The organism is Microbulbifer maximicatervae (SeqCode), assembly GCF_052468155.1.
In genome coordinates this window covers 1,221,436-1,238,018 of sequence record NZ_CP174335.1, presented here as the reverse complement: position 1 = coordinate 1,238,018, position 16,583 = coordinate 1,221,436, and the positions used below count along the sequence as shown (strand labels likewise).

At 55.4% G+C, this 16,583-nt stretch carries 17 protein-coding genes; all 17 read left to right on the top strand.

All coding sequences use genetic code 11. From position 1 onward, the window contains the following. The first annotated feature begins 430 nt into the window (after positions 1–430). Complete coding sequence (rpmH, locus tag ACJJIY_RS05280) at positions 431–565, top strand: 50S ribosomal protein L34 (protein ID WP_020413885.1); 135 nt, start codon at positions 431–433, stop codon at positions 563–565. A 29-nt stretch (positions 566–594) separates the two neighbouring features. Continuing rightward, positions 595–981: a ribonuclease P protein component gene (rnpA, locus tag ACJJIY_RS05275; RefSeq protein ID WP_413663877.1), complete on the top strand. Its 387-nt coding sequence runs from the start codon at positions 595–597 to the stop codon at positions 979–981. Continuing rightward, positions 978–1,211, top strand: coding sequence for a membrane protein insertion efficiency factor YidD (gene yidD, locus ACJJIY_RS05270; protein WP_108735100.1), 234 nt, complete (start codon positions 978–980; stop codon positions 1,209–1,211). The genes rnpA and yidD overlap by 4 nt, the downstream gene beginning before the upstream one ends. An 8-nt stretch (positions 1,212–1,219) precedes the next feature. After that, positions 1,220–2,890, top strand: coding sequence for a membrane protein insertase YidC (yidC, locus tag ACJJIY_RS05265; protein WP_444895606.1), 1,671 nt, complete (start codon positions 1,220–1,222; stop codon positions 2,888–2,890). A gap of 79 nt (positions 2,891–2,969) precedes the next feature. Further along, positions 2,970–4,346 carry a tRNA uridine-5-carboxymethylaminomethyl(34) synthesis GTPase MnmE gene (gene mnmE, locus ACJJIY_RS05260; protein WP_444895607.1) on the top strand — a complete coding sequence of 459 codons (1,377 nt, stop codon included), beginning with the start codon at positions 2,970–2,972 and terminating at the stop codon, positions 4,344–4,346. Positions 4,347–5,212: 866 nt separating this feature from the next. Then, positions 5,213–7,102 (top strand): tRNA uridine-5-carboxymethylaminomethyl(34) synthesis enzyme MnmG, encoded by a 1,890-nt coding sequence (gene mnmG / locus ACJJIY_RS05255; protein WP_444895608.1) that lies wholly within the window; start codon positions 5,213–5,215, stop codon positions 7,100–7,102. An 85-nt stretch (positions 7,103–7,187) separates the two neighbouring features. Beyond that, complete coding sequence (gene rsmG / locus ACJJIY_RS05250) at positions 7,188–7,817, top strand: 16S rRNA (guanine(527)-N(7))-methyltransferase RsmG (RefSeq protein ID WP_444895609.1); 630 nt, start codon at positions 7,188–7,190, stop codon at positions 7,815–7,817. Positions 7,818–7,943: 126 nt separating this feature from the next. Next, positions 7,944–8,753, top strand: coding sequence for a ParA family protein (locus ACJJIY_RS05245; protein ID WP_444895610.1), 810 nt, complete (start codon positions 7,944–7,946; stop codon positions 8,751–8,753). Between the two features lie 12 nt (positions 8,754–8,765). Continuing rightward, positions 8,766–9,668: a ParB/RepB/Spo0J family partition protein gene (locus ACJJIY_RS05240; protein ID WP_282930568.1), complete on the top strand. Its 903-nt coding sequence runs from the start codon at positions 8,766–8,768 to the stop codon at positions 9,666–9,668. Between the two features lie 201 nt (positions 9,669–9,869). Next, complete coding sequence (locus tag ACJJIY_RS05235) at positions 9,870–10,232, top strand: ATP synthase subunit I (protein WP_444895611.1); 363 nt, start codon at positions 9,870–9,872, stop codon at positions 10,230–10,232. Positions 10,233–10,281: 49 nt separating this feature from the next. Then, on the top strand, positions 10,282–11,208 hold the full coding sequence (gene atpB, locus ACJJIY_RS05230) for a F0F1 ATP synthase subunit A (protein ID WP_444892422.1): 927 nt from the start codon (positions 10,282–10,284) through the stop codon (positions 11,206–11,208). Positions 11,209–11,267: 59 nt separating this feature from the next. Next, a complete protein-coding gene (gene atpE / locus ACJJIY_RS05225) occupies positions 11,268–11,513 on the top strand; it encodes a F0F1 ATP synthase subunit C (RefSeq protein ID WP_020413895.1) in 246 nt (81 codons plus the stop codon). 52 nt (positions 11,514–11,565) lie between these two features. Then, entirely contained in the window at positions 11,566–12,036 is a 471-nt protein-coding gene (locus ACJJIY_RS05220) for a F0F1 ATP synthase subunit B (protein WP_282930571.1), read from the top strand. Between the two features lie 12 nt (positions 12,037–12,048). Continuing rightward, a complete protein-coding gene (locus tag ACJJIY_RS05215) occupies positions 12,049–12,585 on the top strand; it encodes a F0F1 ATP synthase subunit delta (RefSeq protein WP_108735091.1) in 537 nt (178 codons plus the stop codon). A 48-nt stretch (positions 12,586–12,633) separates the two neighbouring features. Further along, complete coding sequence (gene atpA, locus ACJJIY_RS05210; protein ID WP_108735090.1) at positions 12,634–14,178, top strand: F0F1 ATP synthase subunit alpha; 1,545 nt, start codon at positions 12,634–12,636, stop codon at positions 14,176–14,178. Positions 14,179–14,255: 77 nt separating this feature from the next. Next, complete coding sequence (atpG, locus tag ACJJIY_RS05205) at positions 14,256–15,116, top strand: F0F1 ATP synthase subunit gamma (RefSeq protein WP_444895613.1); 861 nt, start codon at positions 14,256–14,258, stop codon at positions 15,114–15,116. A 53-nt stretch (positions 15,117–15,169) separates the two neighbouring features. After that, entirely contained in the window at positions 15,170–16,573 is a 1,404-nt protein-coding gene (gene atpD, locus ACJJIY_RS05200; RefSeq protein WP_282930574.1) for a F0F1 ATP synthase subunit beta, read from the top strand. The last annotated feature ends 10 nt before the right edge of the window (positions 16,574–16,583 follow it).

The following is a 16,583-nucleotide window of genomic DNA, read 5'->3' as shown; positions in this document are numbered from 1 at the left end:
TAAGATCGGCGCAGTATACCTTTCCACCTTTAGGTTATCCACAAGAAAGACTGCATCTGTTGAAAAAACTGCGCAAAAAGATCCACACAATCAAGGATTTGCACAACAATTAGACAATTGAGGTGGGAACCCTCTGAAAGATATCCACAGTAAGCTGTGGATATCTTGGGGTCAATCAGTGGGCATTCAGAGATACCCCTGATGACTCAACGACTTGTTTAGTTGGCGTAAAAAATTACAGTGAACTCGCACACCAACAAAAAGAATTTCCCTGATTAGCGCGTTGCTTTCACTGCTGGGTTTCTATACAATCCGCGGCCTTCGCAGCGCGTAGCTCCGTCTGCACCGGCTTTGTGCCGGACCGGAGTCCAGGCCGCGGCCGGGAAAGGTCCCGAGAAATTTTGAACACAAAGTCTCAGGTAGCAAGACTATGAAACGCACATTTCAACCAAGCAACTTGAAGCGCAAGCGCACTCACGGTTTCCGCGCTCGCATGGCAACCAAAAACGGCCGTAAGATTCTGGCCCGCCGTCGCGCTAAAGGCCGCAAAGTACTGTCTGCATAAGATCTCTTCCCTTTTAGAGATATCTCTTTATGCAGCAGGTGCGCAGCAGCTTCGGATTTGCCAAGACGCTGCGCCTGCTCAATGCGGCGCAGTATCGCTTGGTATTCAATGAAAACCAGGTGCGCGCCGCACACCCTCATCTGTTGATCCTCGCCCGTCCCAACTCCTTGGAACACCCGCGTCTCGGCCTCGTTATTGCTAAAAAGCATGTACGCAACGCCTCCGACCGCAATCAAATCAAGCGTATAACCCGGGAAACCTTCCGCCTGCAGCAATATGATTTGCCGCCGCTGGATGCCGTGGTGCTCGCGCGCCCTGGGGTCGCAGATCTGGATAAGGCCGAGTTGGCGAAACTACTGAATAAACTCTGGCGTAAACTGGCCAAGCGGGCTCGACAGCCGCAACCCCGACCATGAAGTGGATACTGATCAAGCTGATTCATGTATACCGCTACCTGGCCAGCCCCTGGGTAGGCAACCAATGTCGCTTCTACCCCACCTGCTCCCGGTACTCTGAAGAGGCCATTGAAACTCATGGAGCGATAAAAGGGGGTTATTTAACTCTGCGCCGCCTTATAAAATGCCACCCCTGGCACCCTGGTGGATTGGACCCGGTTCCCCCTACCAGACACAAGAACACGCTCTAGGTAATAAGATGGATTGGCAACGCTATACGCTGCTCGGCGGAATTCTCGCGGTTCTCCTGGCACTTATCTTCCAGTGGAACGCATTTCAAGAGCAACACACTCCTGAACTCGACCGCGAAACTGTCGTGCAAACAGGCGGCGACACTGTAAGCCAAATACCCGCCGAAACACCCCCGAGCACCGGCGACAGTGATGTTCCCCAACTTCGCTCCCAGGTGCCCGCATCCGATGAAGGCAGCAGTATCGAGAGCAAGCTGATCAGTGTCACCACCGACGTTTTTGATCTGCTCATCAATCCTCGTGGCGGCGATATTGTCAAAGTGGCGCTGCGCAAACAACAAGAGAAGTTGGATACCCCGGACCAACCCTTGATCCTGTTAAACCAGACCCGCAACCATACCTATATTGCCCAAAGTGGCCTTATCGGTAAAAACGGGACCGACAGCGCCGCTGGCCGCCCGGTTTTCAAGGTGGCAAAAACCGAATATGCGATGGTTGAGGGCGACGATACCCTGATAGTAGACCTGACTCTGCAACAGGAAGGCGCCAATATCACCAAGCGCTTCACCTTCAAGCGTGGAGACTACCTGATCCAAGTGGCCTACCTGGTGGATAACACCAGTGACAAGCCCTGGTCCGCGGCCATGTTTGGTCAGATTAAGCGCGATGCCAGTGAACCCGCAACCGACACCGGTTTCGGCATGTCGCCTTTCCTCGGCGCCGCCATCCGCACCAACGAAAAGAACTACTTCAAGCAGGACTTCGAGGAGATTGCTGAAAGCCCCACCCGCGAAACCATCGAAGGTGGTTGGGTAGCTATGGTTCAGCACTACTTTATCAGTGCCTGGATTCCCCCCCAGGACGAGCGCAATACCTTTGAATTGAAGGAGCTATCCAACGGCCTCTTCCGCATGGGCTTTACCGCACCTCAAGTGCAAATCCCCGCTGCCACCCAAGGCGAGCTGAGCGCTTCTTTCTACGCTGGCCCGAAAGATGTTTACCGTTTGGAAGAAATCTCCCCCGGCCTCGACCTGACCGTCGACTACGGCTGGCTCTGGTGGATCGCAAAACCGCTGTTCGGTGTCCTGCACTTTATCCAGGAGCATATTGTCAGCAACTGGGGCTGGGCGATCATCCTGCTCACCGTATTTATCAAGACGCTGCTTCTGCCTCTGTCCGCCGCTGGCACCAAGTCCATGGCGCGTATGCGCAAGTTTGCGCCGCAGATGAAAAAGCTGCAGGAACAGTACAAGGATAACCGGCAAAAGCTGGCGGAAGAGACCATGAAGCTCTACCGCCGCGAGAAGATCAATCCGATGGGTGGCTGCCTGCCGATCCTGTTGCAGATGCCGGTATTTATCGCGCTCTACTGGATGCTCACCGAAACCGTTGAGCTGCGCCACGCGCCCTGGATTTTCTGGATTCACGATCTGTCGGCGAAGGACCCCTACTTTATCCTGCCGGTATTGATGGGCCTGTCAATGTGGTTTATGCAAAAGCTGAACCCGGCGCCGACTGATCCAACCCAAGCCCGCATCATGCAGCTGATGCCGGTAATGATGACTGTATTCTTCCTGTGGTTCCCAGCGGGTCTGGTTCTGTACTGGATCGCCAACAACCTGATTACCATTGCGCAAACCTGGTATATCAATAAACAGGTGGATGCCGGTAAGTACTAACCAGTACCGATCTGCAGCAACACAATAAACAAGGGCCGCTAATGCGGCCCTTTTCCGTTCTGTCGAGTAAACTCAGCCGATGACACAAGAAAGCCTCAATCGCGACACTATTGCCGCTGTTGCCACCGCGCCCGGGCGCGGCGGCATCGGCGTTATCCGACTGTCGGGCGCAAGAGCCCTGCAAATTGCCCAACAAATCTGCGGGGAAAAATCCCTCCAGCCCCGCTCTGCCCACTACCGGAACTTTACCCACAAAGAGCAGTTAATCGATCAGGGATTGGCACTCTTTTTCCCCGGTCCCAACTCCTTTACCGGGGAGGATGTGGTGGAACTCCAGGGACACGGCGGCCCAGTGATTCTCGATCAGTTACTTCAAGCAACTATCGAGTTGGGCGCTCGACAAGCCCGACCCGGAGAATTTTCCGAGAGGGCTTTCCTCAACGACAAAATGGATTTAACTCAGGCCGAAGCGATCGCCGATTTAATCGACGCCGGCAGTGCCCAGGCAGCGCGCAATGCCATGCGTTCACTGCAGGGCGCGTTTTCCGAGAAAATCGAAGACCTGGTGGAAAACCTTACCCACTTGCGTATCTACGTGGAGGCCGCCATTGATTTCCCCGAAGAGGAAATCGACTTCCTCGCCGATGGCAAAGTGGCAGCTGATATAGAAACCCTACTGGCACAAATGGTGGGTGTGGAAACCCAGGCGCGCCAGGGCGCGATAATGCGCGAGGGAATGCGAGTTGCTATCGCAGGACGCCCCAATGCAGGGAAATCCAGCCTGCTCAACACACTGGCCGGACACGACGCCGCTATTGTCACCGATATCGCCGGTACCACTCGGGATATCCTGCGCGAACATATTCATATCGACGGTATGCCCCTCCAGTTTGCCGATACTGCGGGATTAAGGGATGCCCCGGATAGAGTCGAGCAAATTGGTATCGAACGCGCCTGGGAGGAAATCCACGGCGCAGATAGGGTACTTCTAGTCATGGATGCAGAGCAGCTCCACTCCCTGGATCCCACACAAGTTTGGCCAGAATTTACCAGTCAGCTGAGAGATCTCGATAAACTAACATTAGTACTGAATAAGATTGACCTCACCGACTACAGCGCTGGACTTCAGGCACATACTGAAGGCGTGCCAGTGATTGCCATCAGTGCAAAAACAGGTGCCGGGCTCGATGCGTTAAAAGAGCATTTAAAACAGAGTATTGGTTTCAGCGGCGCTGGAGAGGGAACATTCAGTGCCAGGCGCCGACACCTGGACGCACTGGGCCGGGCACAAGCTTTTATACATCAGGGCCAGCGGCAACTTCACACTAGCGGTGCAGGCGAACTGCTCGCCGAAGACTTACGCCAAGCCCAGCAGGCTCTGGGAGAAATTACAGGCACCGTCAGTGCCGATGAATTACTCGGCAAGATCTTCGGCAGTTTTTGTATCGGTAAGTAAACGCTCCATCCCAACTTCCAAGTTATCCCAAGGGGGAGGCTACTTTATCCTCCCTCGCTTCTCTCCTTCCAGCTTCCCAACATATTTCTCACTTCTTTTACACAGGCTTAACCCCGACTTTCAGGGCGGGTAAATTAAATCCCCAATTTTTCCCGATCTTATTAAATAGATTCGCGAAAAAATCTGGCAAAAAACTCTGCAAAATAAGATATGGCGCTGATCGAGTTATACATGTCCACGGGGATTTCCCGTGGATATCTTTTCACTTGCTTCAATCACCTATAAATCACATAGATACAGCAACAAAACTCACAGACTTATACAATATTCACTCTTACGCACAATTAACCCCCAAGTCTTATCACCCTCTACGCACAAGCTAAAACCTGAAATTGCCAGGTGTGAGTAAAAAAGGGGATAAACACCTGCGTAAGCAACGAATGCTATGATGATAACTTTCCCGCCAGCACGAGGCGCGCAAAGTTGTCCCGGCTTTCCACAATCATCTACCGGGGTTGCCCCCCCTTCAGCCAAGGGGTTATTGCCCATGTTTTCATTAATGTATCCTATTGATTTATAAGGTTTTTTTTTGCTTATACATGATTTGCCGGGCACTAATAAAAACAACTAAATCAAAAACCTCTCTCTAAGAAATACATTTATTCATTTATATAAACTTAAGAGAGTCCAAAAAAATGATTTCCTTAGAGAAAGAGCTCGATATGCAGGGAACTGGATAGTCTCCGTTTTTACAGCTTTACAAGGGTCTACCAACTAGAGTGCAGGAATATGCTTGTAGCCAATTGCTGACTCATACCTACTGCCTATAAAATGTGCGCCCCCAGTTGTAACCAGTAGCAGCCACTATGGAATTCCCTAAGACCTATGATGTGATCGTGATCGGCGGAGGCCACGCAGGTACCGAAGCCTCACTGGCAGCGGCACGTATGGGAGCTTCCACTCTGCTGCTGACCCACAATATCGAGACCCTTGGACAAATGTCCTGCAACCCGGCGATCGGCGGTATCGGCAAGAGTCATCTCGTGAAGGAAGTCGATGCCCTCGGTGGCGCTATGGCAACGGCAACAGACCTGGGCGGAATTCAGTTCCGGGTCCTCAATGCCCGCAAAGGCCCCGCAGTAAGGGCAACTCGTGCCCAGGCCGATAGAGCCCTGTATCGCGCCGCTATCCGTTCAATCCTGGAAGCACAGGAAAACCTGGAGATCTTCCAACAAGCGGCGGATGACCTGATTGTCGAAGGTGAACGGGTTGTGGGCGTTGTCACCAATGCGGGGGTGCGCTTTCGCGCCAAGACAGTGGTACTGACCGCAGGGACTTTCCTCGGTGGGCGTATACATATCGGCTTGGATAACCACGCCGGCGGCCGCGCTGGAGACCCGCCCTCGATTGCCCTTGCAGATCGTCTGCGCGAACTGCCTTTCCGCGTCGATCGCCTCAAAACTGGCACCCCTCCCCGTATTGATGCCCGCTCGGTAGATTTCAGCGAGCTGGAGGAACAGTGGGGAGATAGCCCCACACCGGTGATGTCCTATTTGGGCAGCCGCGATCAGCACCCGCGCCAAGTCTGCTGCTGGATTACCCACACCAATGCCCGCACCCATGAAATTATCCAGGGGGGGCTCGATCGCTCGCCCATGTATTCCGGCGTGATTGAAGGGATTGGCCCGCGCTACTGTCCCTCCATCGAAGACAAGGTGCACCGCTTTGCGGACAAAGATAGCCACCAGGTGTTTATCGAGCCTGAAGGGTTGACCACCAACGAGCTGTACCCCAATGGTATTTCCACCAGCCTGCCCTTCGATGTACAGATTGAGCTGGTGCACTCCATCAAAGGCTTTGAAAAGGCGCATATCACCCGCCCTGGCTATGCAATTGAGTACGATTTCTTCGACCCGCGCGACCTTTTGCCGTCCCTGCAAACCAAATTTATCCAGGGGCTCTACTTTGCCGGCCAGATCAATGGCACCACCGGCTACGAGGAAGCGGCTGCCCAGGGACTCCTGGCTGGCGCCAATGCCGCCCTACAGGCCCAGGAGCGCGAAGCCTGGGCCCCGCGTCGGGATGAAGCCTACCTGGGCGTGCTTGTGGATGATTTGATCACCAGCGGCACTAAAGAGCCCTACCGCATGTTTACCAGCCGCGCGGAATATCGCTTGCTGCTCCGTGAGGACAATGCTGACCTGCGCCTGACCGAAAAAGGTCGCGAATTGGGCCTGGTCGACGATACCCGCTGGGCAGCGTTCAGTGAAAAGCGCGAGGAGATCGCTCGGGAGACCCAGCGACTACAAGATACCTGGGTGCACCCAAAGACGCCCCAGGCCGCCTCTGTAGAGACTAAGCTGCCGCAGCCATTGGCGCGGGAATACAGCCTGATGGACCTGCTGCGCCGTCCGGAACTGGGCTATCAGGATGTGGCGGGCCTCAAAGGGGAAGCGGTAACCGACGAGCAGGTTGCCGAACAGGTGGAAATCTCGGCCAAGTACGCCGGCTATATCGATCGCCAGCGCGAGGAAATTGAGCGCTTGCAGGCCTACGAAGATACCCCGATCCCGGCGGACTTCGACTACAGCGATATTTCTGGTCTGTCCAATGAGGTTAAGCAAAAGCTGGGAGAGACCCGCCCGGATACCCTGGCGCGGGCCTCGCGGATACCGGGTGTGACGCCCGCATCCATATCCCTGCTGTTGATCCAGTTGAAAAAGCGCGGGCTGCTGAAGCGCAAAAAAGCGGTATAAATCGGTTTTCCACAGGGTATCCCGCGAGGCCCTGCGGGGTTTGAGTTTCGCGGGACTACTGGGGGATAGACCCATTTCTCACTCAATGGAACAGTTTCGTCCGCGCCTGTTAGAGGCGGCGGCACAGATGTCGGTGGTACTCAGTGACCGGCAGCAGAATCAGCTACTGGAATACCTGGCGCTTTTTGCCCGCTGGAATAGTGCCTACAACCTGTCCGCCATACGCGACCCAGAGCAGATGCTGGAGCGCCATATTATCGACAGCCTCAGTGTGGTAAATCTCTGTGGCGAAGGCTCTTTAATCGATGTGGGTAGCGGTGGCGGCCTGCCTGGAATTCCCCTGGCAATTGTGCATCCGGAGCGCGCCATCACCCTGCTCGACAGCAATGGCAAGAAGACCCGCTTCCTGTTCCAAGTGGCCAGCACCCTGCCCCTGCCCAATATCACGGTAGTCAATGAGCGGGTAGAAGCCTTTGTGCCAGAACAGCCTTTTGCCGGTGTGGTGTCCCGCGCCTTTGCCTCCATCGAAGATATGGTCAATGGCAGTGAGCACATGTTGGCACCCAAGGGTCGTTTTTATGCCATGAAGGGCAAGCTGCCTGAGGATGAGTTGAGCGCTCTGCCAAAAGGCATTAAGGTCGAGCAGGTGCACCGGTTGTCGGTGCCCGGCTGCGACGGTGAGCGACATATGATTCAGCTCTGTCGCACAGAATAAGATGATAGTTTGGCGGGTTTGTCGCCCGCCTAATCCTGCTCCCCTATCGTGGGGCACAACAGCCGCCGCCCGAAGCCGAGCCGGCGTCGGGGCAAACGCACCCGGAAACAACAAAGGACAAGAATCTTGAGCAAGATATTTGCTGTGGCCAACCAGAAAGGCGGGGTTGGCAAGACCACTACCTGCGTCAACCTGGCCGCATCTTTGGTTGCCAACAAGCGGCGCGTATTGCTGATCGACCTGGACCCCCAGGGTAATGCCACCATGGGCAGTGGTGTGGATAAAAGTGACCTGGAGGTGTCCGGTTACGATGTGCTGGCCGCTGAATTACCCGTTGAGCGGGCCATTGTATCCACAGAGAGCGGTTTTGATTTGATCCCGGGCAACGGTGACCTGTCTGCGGCAGAGGTGGAGTTGCTGAATCTGGAGGGCCGCGAATCCCGCCTGCGCCGCGCCCTGGCTGCGGTGAGTAATCGTTACGACTACGTGATTATCGACTGTCCGCCGTCGCTGAATATGCTGACGGTAAACGCCCTCTGTGCAGCTCACGGCGTATTGATTCCCATGCAGTGTGAATACTATGCCCTGGAGGGGTTGTCAGCACTGGTGGATACCATCACCCAGATCCAGCAGGCCGCCAATCCGGACCTGAAAATCGAGGGTATCTTGCGCACCATGTACGATCCGCGCAACAGCCTCACCAGCGAAGTGTCGGCGCAGTTGCAGGAGTTTTTCGGCGATCGCCTGTATCGAACCTGTATCCCGCGCAATGTCCGTTTGGCAGAGGCTCCCAGCTTCGGCAAGCCGGCGCTGGATTACGACCGCCATTCGAAAGGGGCTATTGCCTACCTGGCACTGGCTTGCGAAATCAATCGCCGCCATCCCGCCAATCAATCTTCCAATAAGAAAAGCCGCCCTGTGGCGGAAGCCGTATAAGGGGTAATTACTATGGCCGCCAAACGCAAAGGACTGGGCCGGGGTTTATCCCACCTGATCAGCAATAAAAACAGCACCGCGATCGCCGAGGCTACCGGTGAAGCTGAAACCGAAACCGCCGTGGTCGACGGTGAGCTGAAGGAGTTGCCGATAGAGTTTTTGCAGCGCGGCCGCTACCAGCCACGCCGGGATTTTCCACAGGAATCCTTGCAGGAGCTGGCGGACTCGATACGCGCCCAGGGCATTATGCAGCCGATCGTCGTGCGCGGTATCGGTGAGCAGAGCTATGAAATCATCGCCGGTGAACGGCGCTGGCGCGCGGCCCAATTGGCGGGACTGGAGAAAGTGCCGGCACTGGTGCGCAGCGTTTCCGATGAAGCTGCCATCGCTATGGCGCTGATTGAAAATATCCAGCGTGAAGACCTGAATCCGGTAGAGGAAGCTGTAGCCCTCAAGCGTTTACAGGATGAGTTCAAGCTGACCCAGCAGGAAGTGGCCGATGCGGTGGGCAAATCCCGTACCGCAGTAACCAACCTTTTGCGACTGTTGAGTCTCAGTGAAGAGGTACGGACTTTCCTGGAGCGTGGCGATCTGGAGTTGGGGCACGCCAAAGCCCTGCTCGGTCTATCCGGTGCCACCCAGCGCTCTGCTGCGCGCCAAGTGGTCGAGCGCAGCCTTACCGTGCGCCAGACTGAGGCGCTGGTGCGCCGTTTACAACAGCCGGCTGCCCCCGCACCGGAAAAACCGAAGCCCGACCCCAATATCCGTCGCCTAACTGAGCGCCTGGCAGAAAAAGTCGGAGTGCCCGTATCTATCGATCACAACGATAAAGGCAATGGCCGCCTGGTACTCAAATACACCACTCTGGAAGAGCTGGATGGAATCCTGGCCCACCTGGGTTACGCCGAGGACTGAGGCCACAGGGAAATGCGCGTCCTAGTGGCGCGCGCAATAACTGTTGGCAAATACTCACTGCGGCGAGTAATTCCGTGCAAAACCTCCTGAAAATCAAATAAGTTGACGACATTTGCCGGTTGAATCGGCGATGCTGTTGCCGCATAATTCGCACGCCCAAATTTTGGGCGGACAGCGCAAAAAAGTCGGCTTATCCCGTCTATGACAAAACTCCCGGTATTACGAATTGCCGCGGTACAGCTTCTGCTGATATCGCTGACCAGTGCGGTACTGCACTTGAGTGGCAAACCGGTGACGGCGCTCTCCGTATTTATCGGTGGCGCTTTGTGTGCGCTACCCGGAGCATATTTTGGCTGGCGCGCCTATCGCGATAGCGGAGCGCGCGCGGCCCATCGCGTGGTAGGCAATTTCTACCGCGCGGAAACCGGCAAATTTATATTGACCATGGCAGGTTTTGCAGCGGTGTTTGCCACCGTCAGACCACTGAATGCCGCGGCGCTTTTTATCAGCTACGCCCTCTGTGTAATCGTGCAGTGGATTTTGGTAGCGCGCATGGTCCGCTAGCCGGTGGATAAGAAAAAAGAATTCTTACTTTTACGATTGTTGAGGAACTATGGCAGGCGAAGCTCAAACCGCGACGGGGTATATCCAACACCACCTGCAAAACATGACTTACGGCAAGCTGCCGGCCGGGTATACCCGCGCCGATGGCTCTGTGCTGAATGAGTCTACTTGGACTATGGCGCATTCCTCCCAGGAAGCTGCGGATATGGGCTTTTGGGCCCTGCACGTAGATACCCTGGGCTGGTCTATCGGCCTCGGTCTGATTTTTTGCTTCCTGTTTGCCCGCGCAGCCAAGAAGGCTAGTGTGGACAAGCCCACAGGCTTCCAGAGCTTTGTGGAGCTGGTTACCGACTTTATCGACAAGCTGGTTAAGGAAACCTTCCCCCACCGCAACACTATGGTTGCCCCGATGGCTCTGACCATCTTTGTGTGGGTGTTCCTGATGAACCTGATGGACCTGGTACCGGTAGACTGGCTGCCGATGGCTGCCGCCAAGATCTCCGGCAACGATCACCTCTTCTTTAAAGTGGTCCCGACTACCGACCCGAACGCCACCCTGGGTATGGCCCTGGCGGTGTTTGCGCTGATGATTTTCTTCAGTATTCGCGAAAAAGGTGCCATCGGCTTCCTTAAAGAGCTGACTCTGCACCCTTTCCATACCGGCAAGTTGTTCTTTGACATCCTGCTGATCCCGGTGAACTTCCTGCTGGAAGCAGTATCCTTGATCGCCAAACCGATCTCCCTGGGCCTGCGTCTGTTCGGAAACCTCTACGCCGGTGAAATGATCTTTATCCTGATCGCGATTGTGTTTGGCGTTGGTGTTCTCGGCTTTATTGGTGCGGGCCTCCTGCACATGGGCTGGGCGATTTTCCACGTACTGGTAATCGTGCTGCAGGCGTTCGTATTTATGGTATTGAGCACCGTGTACATGGCGATGGCACACCATCGCGACGATGAGCACGAGCACGATCAATAAGTTTTTAACCCTTTTTTCGATCTTTACAACAACTCTTTAACTTTGATTTGGAGAACACAATGGAAGCATTAGGTCTGGTTTACATCGCAAGTGCACTGCTGATCGGTCTGGGCGCCCTGGGCACCGCAATCGGTTTCGGTACTCTGGGTGGCAAGCTGCTGGAAGGTTCCGCTCGTCAGCCTGAACAGGCTCCGGCTCTGCAGGGCAAGATGTTCCTGATGGCTGGTCTGCTTGACGCGGTTCCGATGATCGGTGTTGGTATCGCTATGTACCTGATCTTCGCCGTAGCTCCTGGTCTGGTTTAATTACGCCGTTCCAATTGCCCTTAACCCTATTTAAAGAGCAAGAGGTGTCGGAGTGAATATCAACCTGACTCTAATCGGCCAGTCGATTACTTTCCTGTTTTTCGTCTGGTTTTGCTGGAAGTTTGTTTGGCCGCCGCTTTTGGGCGTGATGAAAGAGCGTGAGCAGAAGATCGCAGATGGTCTCGCTGACGCCGAACACGCACAGAAAGATTTGGAACTGGCCAAGCGCAAAGCTGCCGAGCAGTTGAAGGAAGCCAAAGATCAGGCTAACGAGATCATTGATGGTGCCAACAAGCGCGCCAACCAGATTCTCGATGAAGCCAAGCAAGCGGCTCAGTCTGAAGGCGATCGCCTGAAAACTGCGGCCAAAGCTGAGATCGACCAGGAAGTGAATCGCGCTAAAGAGCAACTGCGCAGCCGTGTGGCAGACCTGTCTGTCCTGGGTGCGGAGAAGATTCTCGCGGTCAATATCGACGCTAAGGCGCACGACGACCTGATCGATAAACTGGCAGCCGAGCTGTAAGCGAGGAACCCAATGGCGGAACTCAGCACACTGGCCCGGCCCTACGCTAAAGCTGCATTCTCTTATGCGCAGGAAGCCTCCCACTTAGGTGGTTGGAGCACTGCGCTGAGCACTGCGGCAGCGGTCAGCCAGAACGAAAAAGTGCGTGAGCTGCTGGATAATCCCCAGCTCACCAGTGAAGAGCGCGCAGATAAATTCCTGTCGATCTGTTCAGACGAACTCGGCGAGCACGGAAGGAACTTCATCCGGTTGCTGGCGGAAAACAACCGCCTGCAGCTGCTGCCGGAAATTTCCGAACTGTTCGAAGAGCTGAAAGCGCAAGCGGAAGCCACCCTCGAGGTGGAAGTTGTTTCCGCGCACGCCTTGAGCGATGCACAGGCGCAAGCACTGGGCCAAAAGCTCAGCGCGAAGTTTGAACGCGAAATACATCTGCACAGCTCGGTGGACGAGAGCCTGCTGGGCGGCGCGATCATCCGCGCCGGTGATACAGTCATCGACGGTACCGTACGCGGCCGTCTGGCCAAGCTCGCCGAGGCGATGAACTCCTAAATTACTCTCCCCGTTGGTGTTAGCCAGCGGGGACTTGAGGAACAGAGCATGCAGCAACTGAATCCCTCTGAGATCAGTGAAATCATCAAGAGCCGCATCGAAAATCTCGATGTGAGCACTGAAGCCCAAAATGAGGGCACCATTGTTTCCGTATCCGACGGCATCATCCGCATCCACGGCCTGGCCGATGTGATGTACGGCGAGATGATCGAGTTCGAAGGCGGCGTTTACGGTATGGCGCTGAACCTGGAGCGCGACTCCGTTGGTGCTGTAATCCTGGGCGACTACAAGGCGCTGGCTGAAGGCCAGAAGTGTCGTTGTACCGGCCGTATCCTGGAAACCCCGGTTGGTCCAGAACTGCTCGGCCGCGTTGTAGACGCGCTGGGTAACCCGATCGACGGCAAGGGCCCGCTGAACAACAAGCTGACCGACGCGGTAGAAAAAGTAGCGCCTGGCGTTATTGCCCGTCAGTCCGTTGACCAGCCTGTACAAACCGGTTTGAAAGCGGTTGATACCATGATCCCGATTGGCCGTGGCCAGCGTGAACTGATCATCGGTGACCGTCAGATTGGTAAGACTGCTGTGGCGATCGACGCCATCATCAACCAGAAAGGCACCGGCGTTAAGTGTGTCTACGTTGCCGTGGGCCAGAAGCAGTCCTCTATTGCCAACGTAGTGCGCAAGCTCGAAGAGCACGGCGCTATGGATCACACCATCGTAGTAGCCGCTGGCGCCGCCGATCCGGCAGCGATGCAGTTCCTGGCTCCCTACGTCGGCTGTACCATGGGTGAGTACTTCCGCGACCGCGGTGAAGACGCCCTGATCGTATACGATGACCTGACCAAGCAGGCTTGGGCCTACCGTCAGATCTCCCTGTTGCTGAAGCGTCCGCCTGGACGTGAAGCCTACCCCGGTGACGTTTTCTACTTGCACTCCCGTCTGCTGGAGCGCGCCGCGCGTGTAAATGCCGACTACGTAGAGAAGTTCACCAACGGTGAAGTGAAAGGCAAGACCGGCTCTCTGACCGCCCTGCCGATCATCGAAACCCAGGCCGGTGACGTATCTGCGTTCGTACCGACCAACGTGATTTCCATTACCGACGGCCAGATCTTCCTCGAGACCGATCTGTTCAACTCCGGTATCCGCCCAGCGATCAACCCGGGTATCTCTGTATCCCGTGTAGGTGGTGCAGCGCAGACCAAGGTGATCAAGAAGCTGTCCGGTGGTATCCGTACCGCTCTGGCTCAGTACCGCGAACTGGCGGCATTCTCCCAGTTTGCCTCTGACCTGGACGAAGCTACCAAAGCCCAGCTGGATCACGGTGAGCGCGTAACCGAGCTGATGAAGCAGAAACAGTACTCTCCGCTGTCTATCGCGGACATGGCTGTTTCCGTTTACGCCGCCGACAAGGGTTACCTGAAAGAAGTAGAAGTTGCCAAGGTTCTCGATTTCGAAGCCGCCCTGCTCGCTTATATGAACAGCGAACACGCAGAGCTGATGGAGAAAGTGAACAGCACTGGTAACTACAACGACGAAATCGACGCAGCTTTCAAAGCCGCTATCGAGAAGTTCGTCGCTACTAGCAGCTGGTAAGAACTCCCTGGAGAGCGCGAAAGAGCGGCGTGTCCGCTCTTTCGGAATCTAACTTCCAGCGAACAAGGTAAATCACTATGGCAGGCGGAAAAGAAGTACGCACAAAAATTGCCAGCATCAAGAGCACGCAGAAAATTACTGCCGCAATGGAAATGGTTGCAGCCAGTAAGATGCGTAGGGCTCAGGATCGCATGGCACTGGGGCGTCCCTACGCCCAGCGCATACGCGCAGTGATCGGCCACGTCGCCAACGCTTCGGCCGAGTACCAGCATATTTACCTGCAAGAGCGCGAGGCCAAGCGGGTCGGTTTTATCCTGGTATCCACTGACCGCGGACTCTGTGGTGGCTTGAACGTCAATATGTTCAAAGCCGCTATTCGCGAGATGCAGGCGTGGTCCGAGCAGGGTGTCGACGTCGAAGTCTGCGCGGTAGGTAACAAGGCGGCCAGTTTCTTTAATGCCATCGGCAGCAAGGTTGTCGCAGCGGTGCGCGATCTGGGCGATGCGCCCCAGGCCAACCAGCTGATTGGCTCAGTTAAGGTAATGCTGGACCGTTACGCAGAAGGCGATATCGATCGCCTGTTCCTGGTATCCAATGAGTTTATCAACACCATGTCCCAGAAGCCGCAGGTTGAGCAATTGCTGCCGCTGCCGAAGGACGAAGATGAAAAACTCATGCACGAGTGGGACTACCTCTACGAGCCGGATCCGGTTGAATTGCTGGATGGATTGCTGGCTCGCTACATCGAGTCCCAGGTATACCAGGCAGTAGTTGAAAACAAAGCCTGTGAACAGGCAGCGCGTATGATCGCGATGAAGAGCGCCACCGATAACGCCGGTGAGCTGATCGATCAGTTGCAGCTTGTCTACAACAAGGCGCGCCAGGCGGCCATTACCCAGGAACTGTCCGAAATTGTCGGCGGTGCGGCGGCGGTTTAATCCGCTGTCAGTAATGGTCAGCCTAGAAAGAATTTAAAGCTGAGGATCCGGAAATGAGTAACGGGCAAATTGTGCAAGTGATCGGAGCGGTCATCGACGTGGAATTCCCACGCGATTCTGTTCCGAATGTATACGACGCACTGGTGGTTGAGGACAAGAACCTCACCATGGAAGTGCAGCAGCAGTTGGGTGACGGCGTGGTACGCGCTATTGCCATGGGTTCATCCGAAGGTGTCAGCCGCGGTCTGTCCGTGCGCAATACCGGCGCTCCGGTTTCTGTACCGGTTGGCCTGGAAACCCTCGGTCGCATCATGGACGTGCTCGGCAACCCGATTGACGAGTGTGGCCCTATCGGTGAGAAAGAGCGCTCCTCTATCCACCGCGCTGCGCCGACCTACGAAGAGCAGTCCAGCTCTACCGAACTGCTGGAAACCGGCATCAAGGTAATCGACCTGGTTTGCCCGTTCGCCAAGGGTGGTAAGGTTGGTCTGTTCGGTGGTGCCGGTGTAGGTAAAACCGTAAACATGATGGAACTGATCAACAACATCGCTACCGAGCACTCCGGTCTGTCCGTGTTCGCAGGTGTTGGTGAGCGTACCCGTGAAGGTAACGACTTCTACTACGAGATGGCTGAATCCGGCGTTGTTGACCTGGAAAATAAAGCCAACTCCAAAGTGGCGATGGTTTACGGCCAGATGAATGAGCCGCCCGGCAACCGTCTGCGCGTAGCCCTGACCGGCCTGACCATGGCGGAGAAATTCCGTGATGAAGGTAAAGACGTACTGTTGTTCGTCGACAACATCTACCGCTACACCCTGGCCGGTACCGAAGTATCCGCACTGCTGGGCCGTATGCCTTCTGCGGTAGGTTACCAGCCGACCCTGGCGGAAGAGATGGGCGTTCTGCAGGAGCGTATTACCTCCACCAAGACTGGCTCTATCACCTCTATCCAGGCGGTATACGTACCGGCGGATGACTTGACTGACCCGTCTCCGGCGACCACCTTCGCGCACTTGGACTCCACTGTAGTACTGAGCCGTGATATCGCCGCTAAAGGTATCTACCCGGCTGTTGACCCGCTGGACTCTACCTCTCGTCAGCTGGACCCACAGGTAATCGGTCAGGAGCACTACGAAGTGGCTCGCGGCGTACAGTCTGTACTGCAGCGCTACAAAGAGCTGAAGGACATCATCGCGATCCTGGGTATGGACGAGCTGTCTGAAGAAGACAAGCAGACCGTAGCCCGCGCCCGTAAGATCGAACGCTTCCTGTCCCAGCCGTTCCACGTTGCGGAAATCTTCACCGGTGCACCAGGTAAATACGTTTCCCTGAAAGAAACCATCCGTGGCTTCCAGGGCATCCTGAACGGTGAATATGACCACATGCCGGAACAGGCCTTCTACATGGTGGGAACCATCGACGAAGCTGTGGAAAAAGCCAACAAAGCCAAGGGCTAATCGAGAGAGG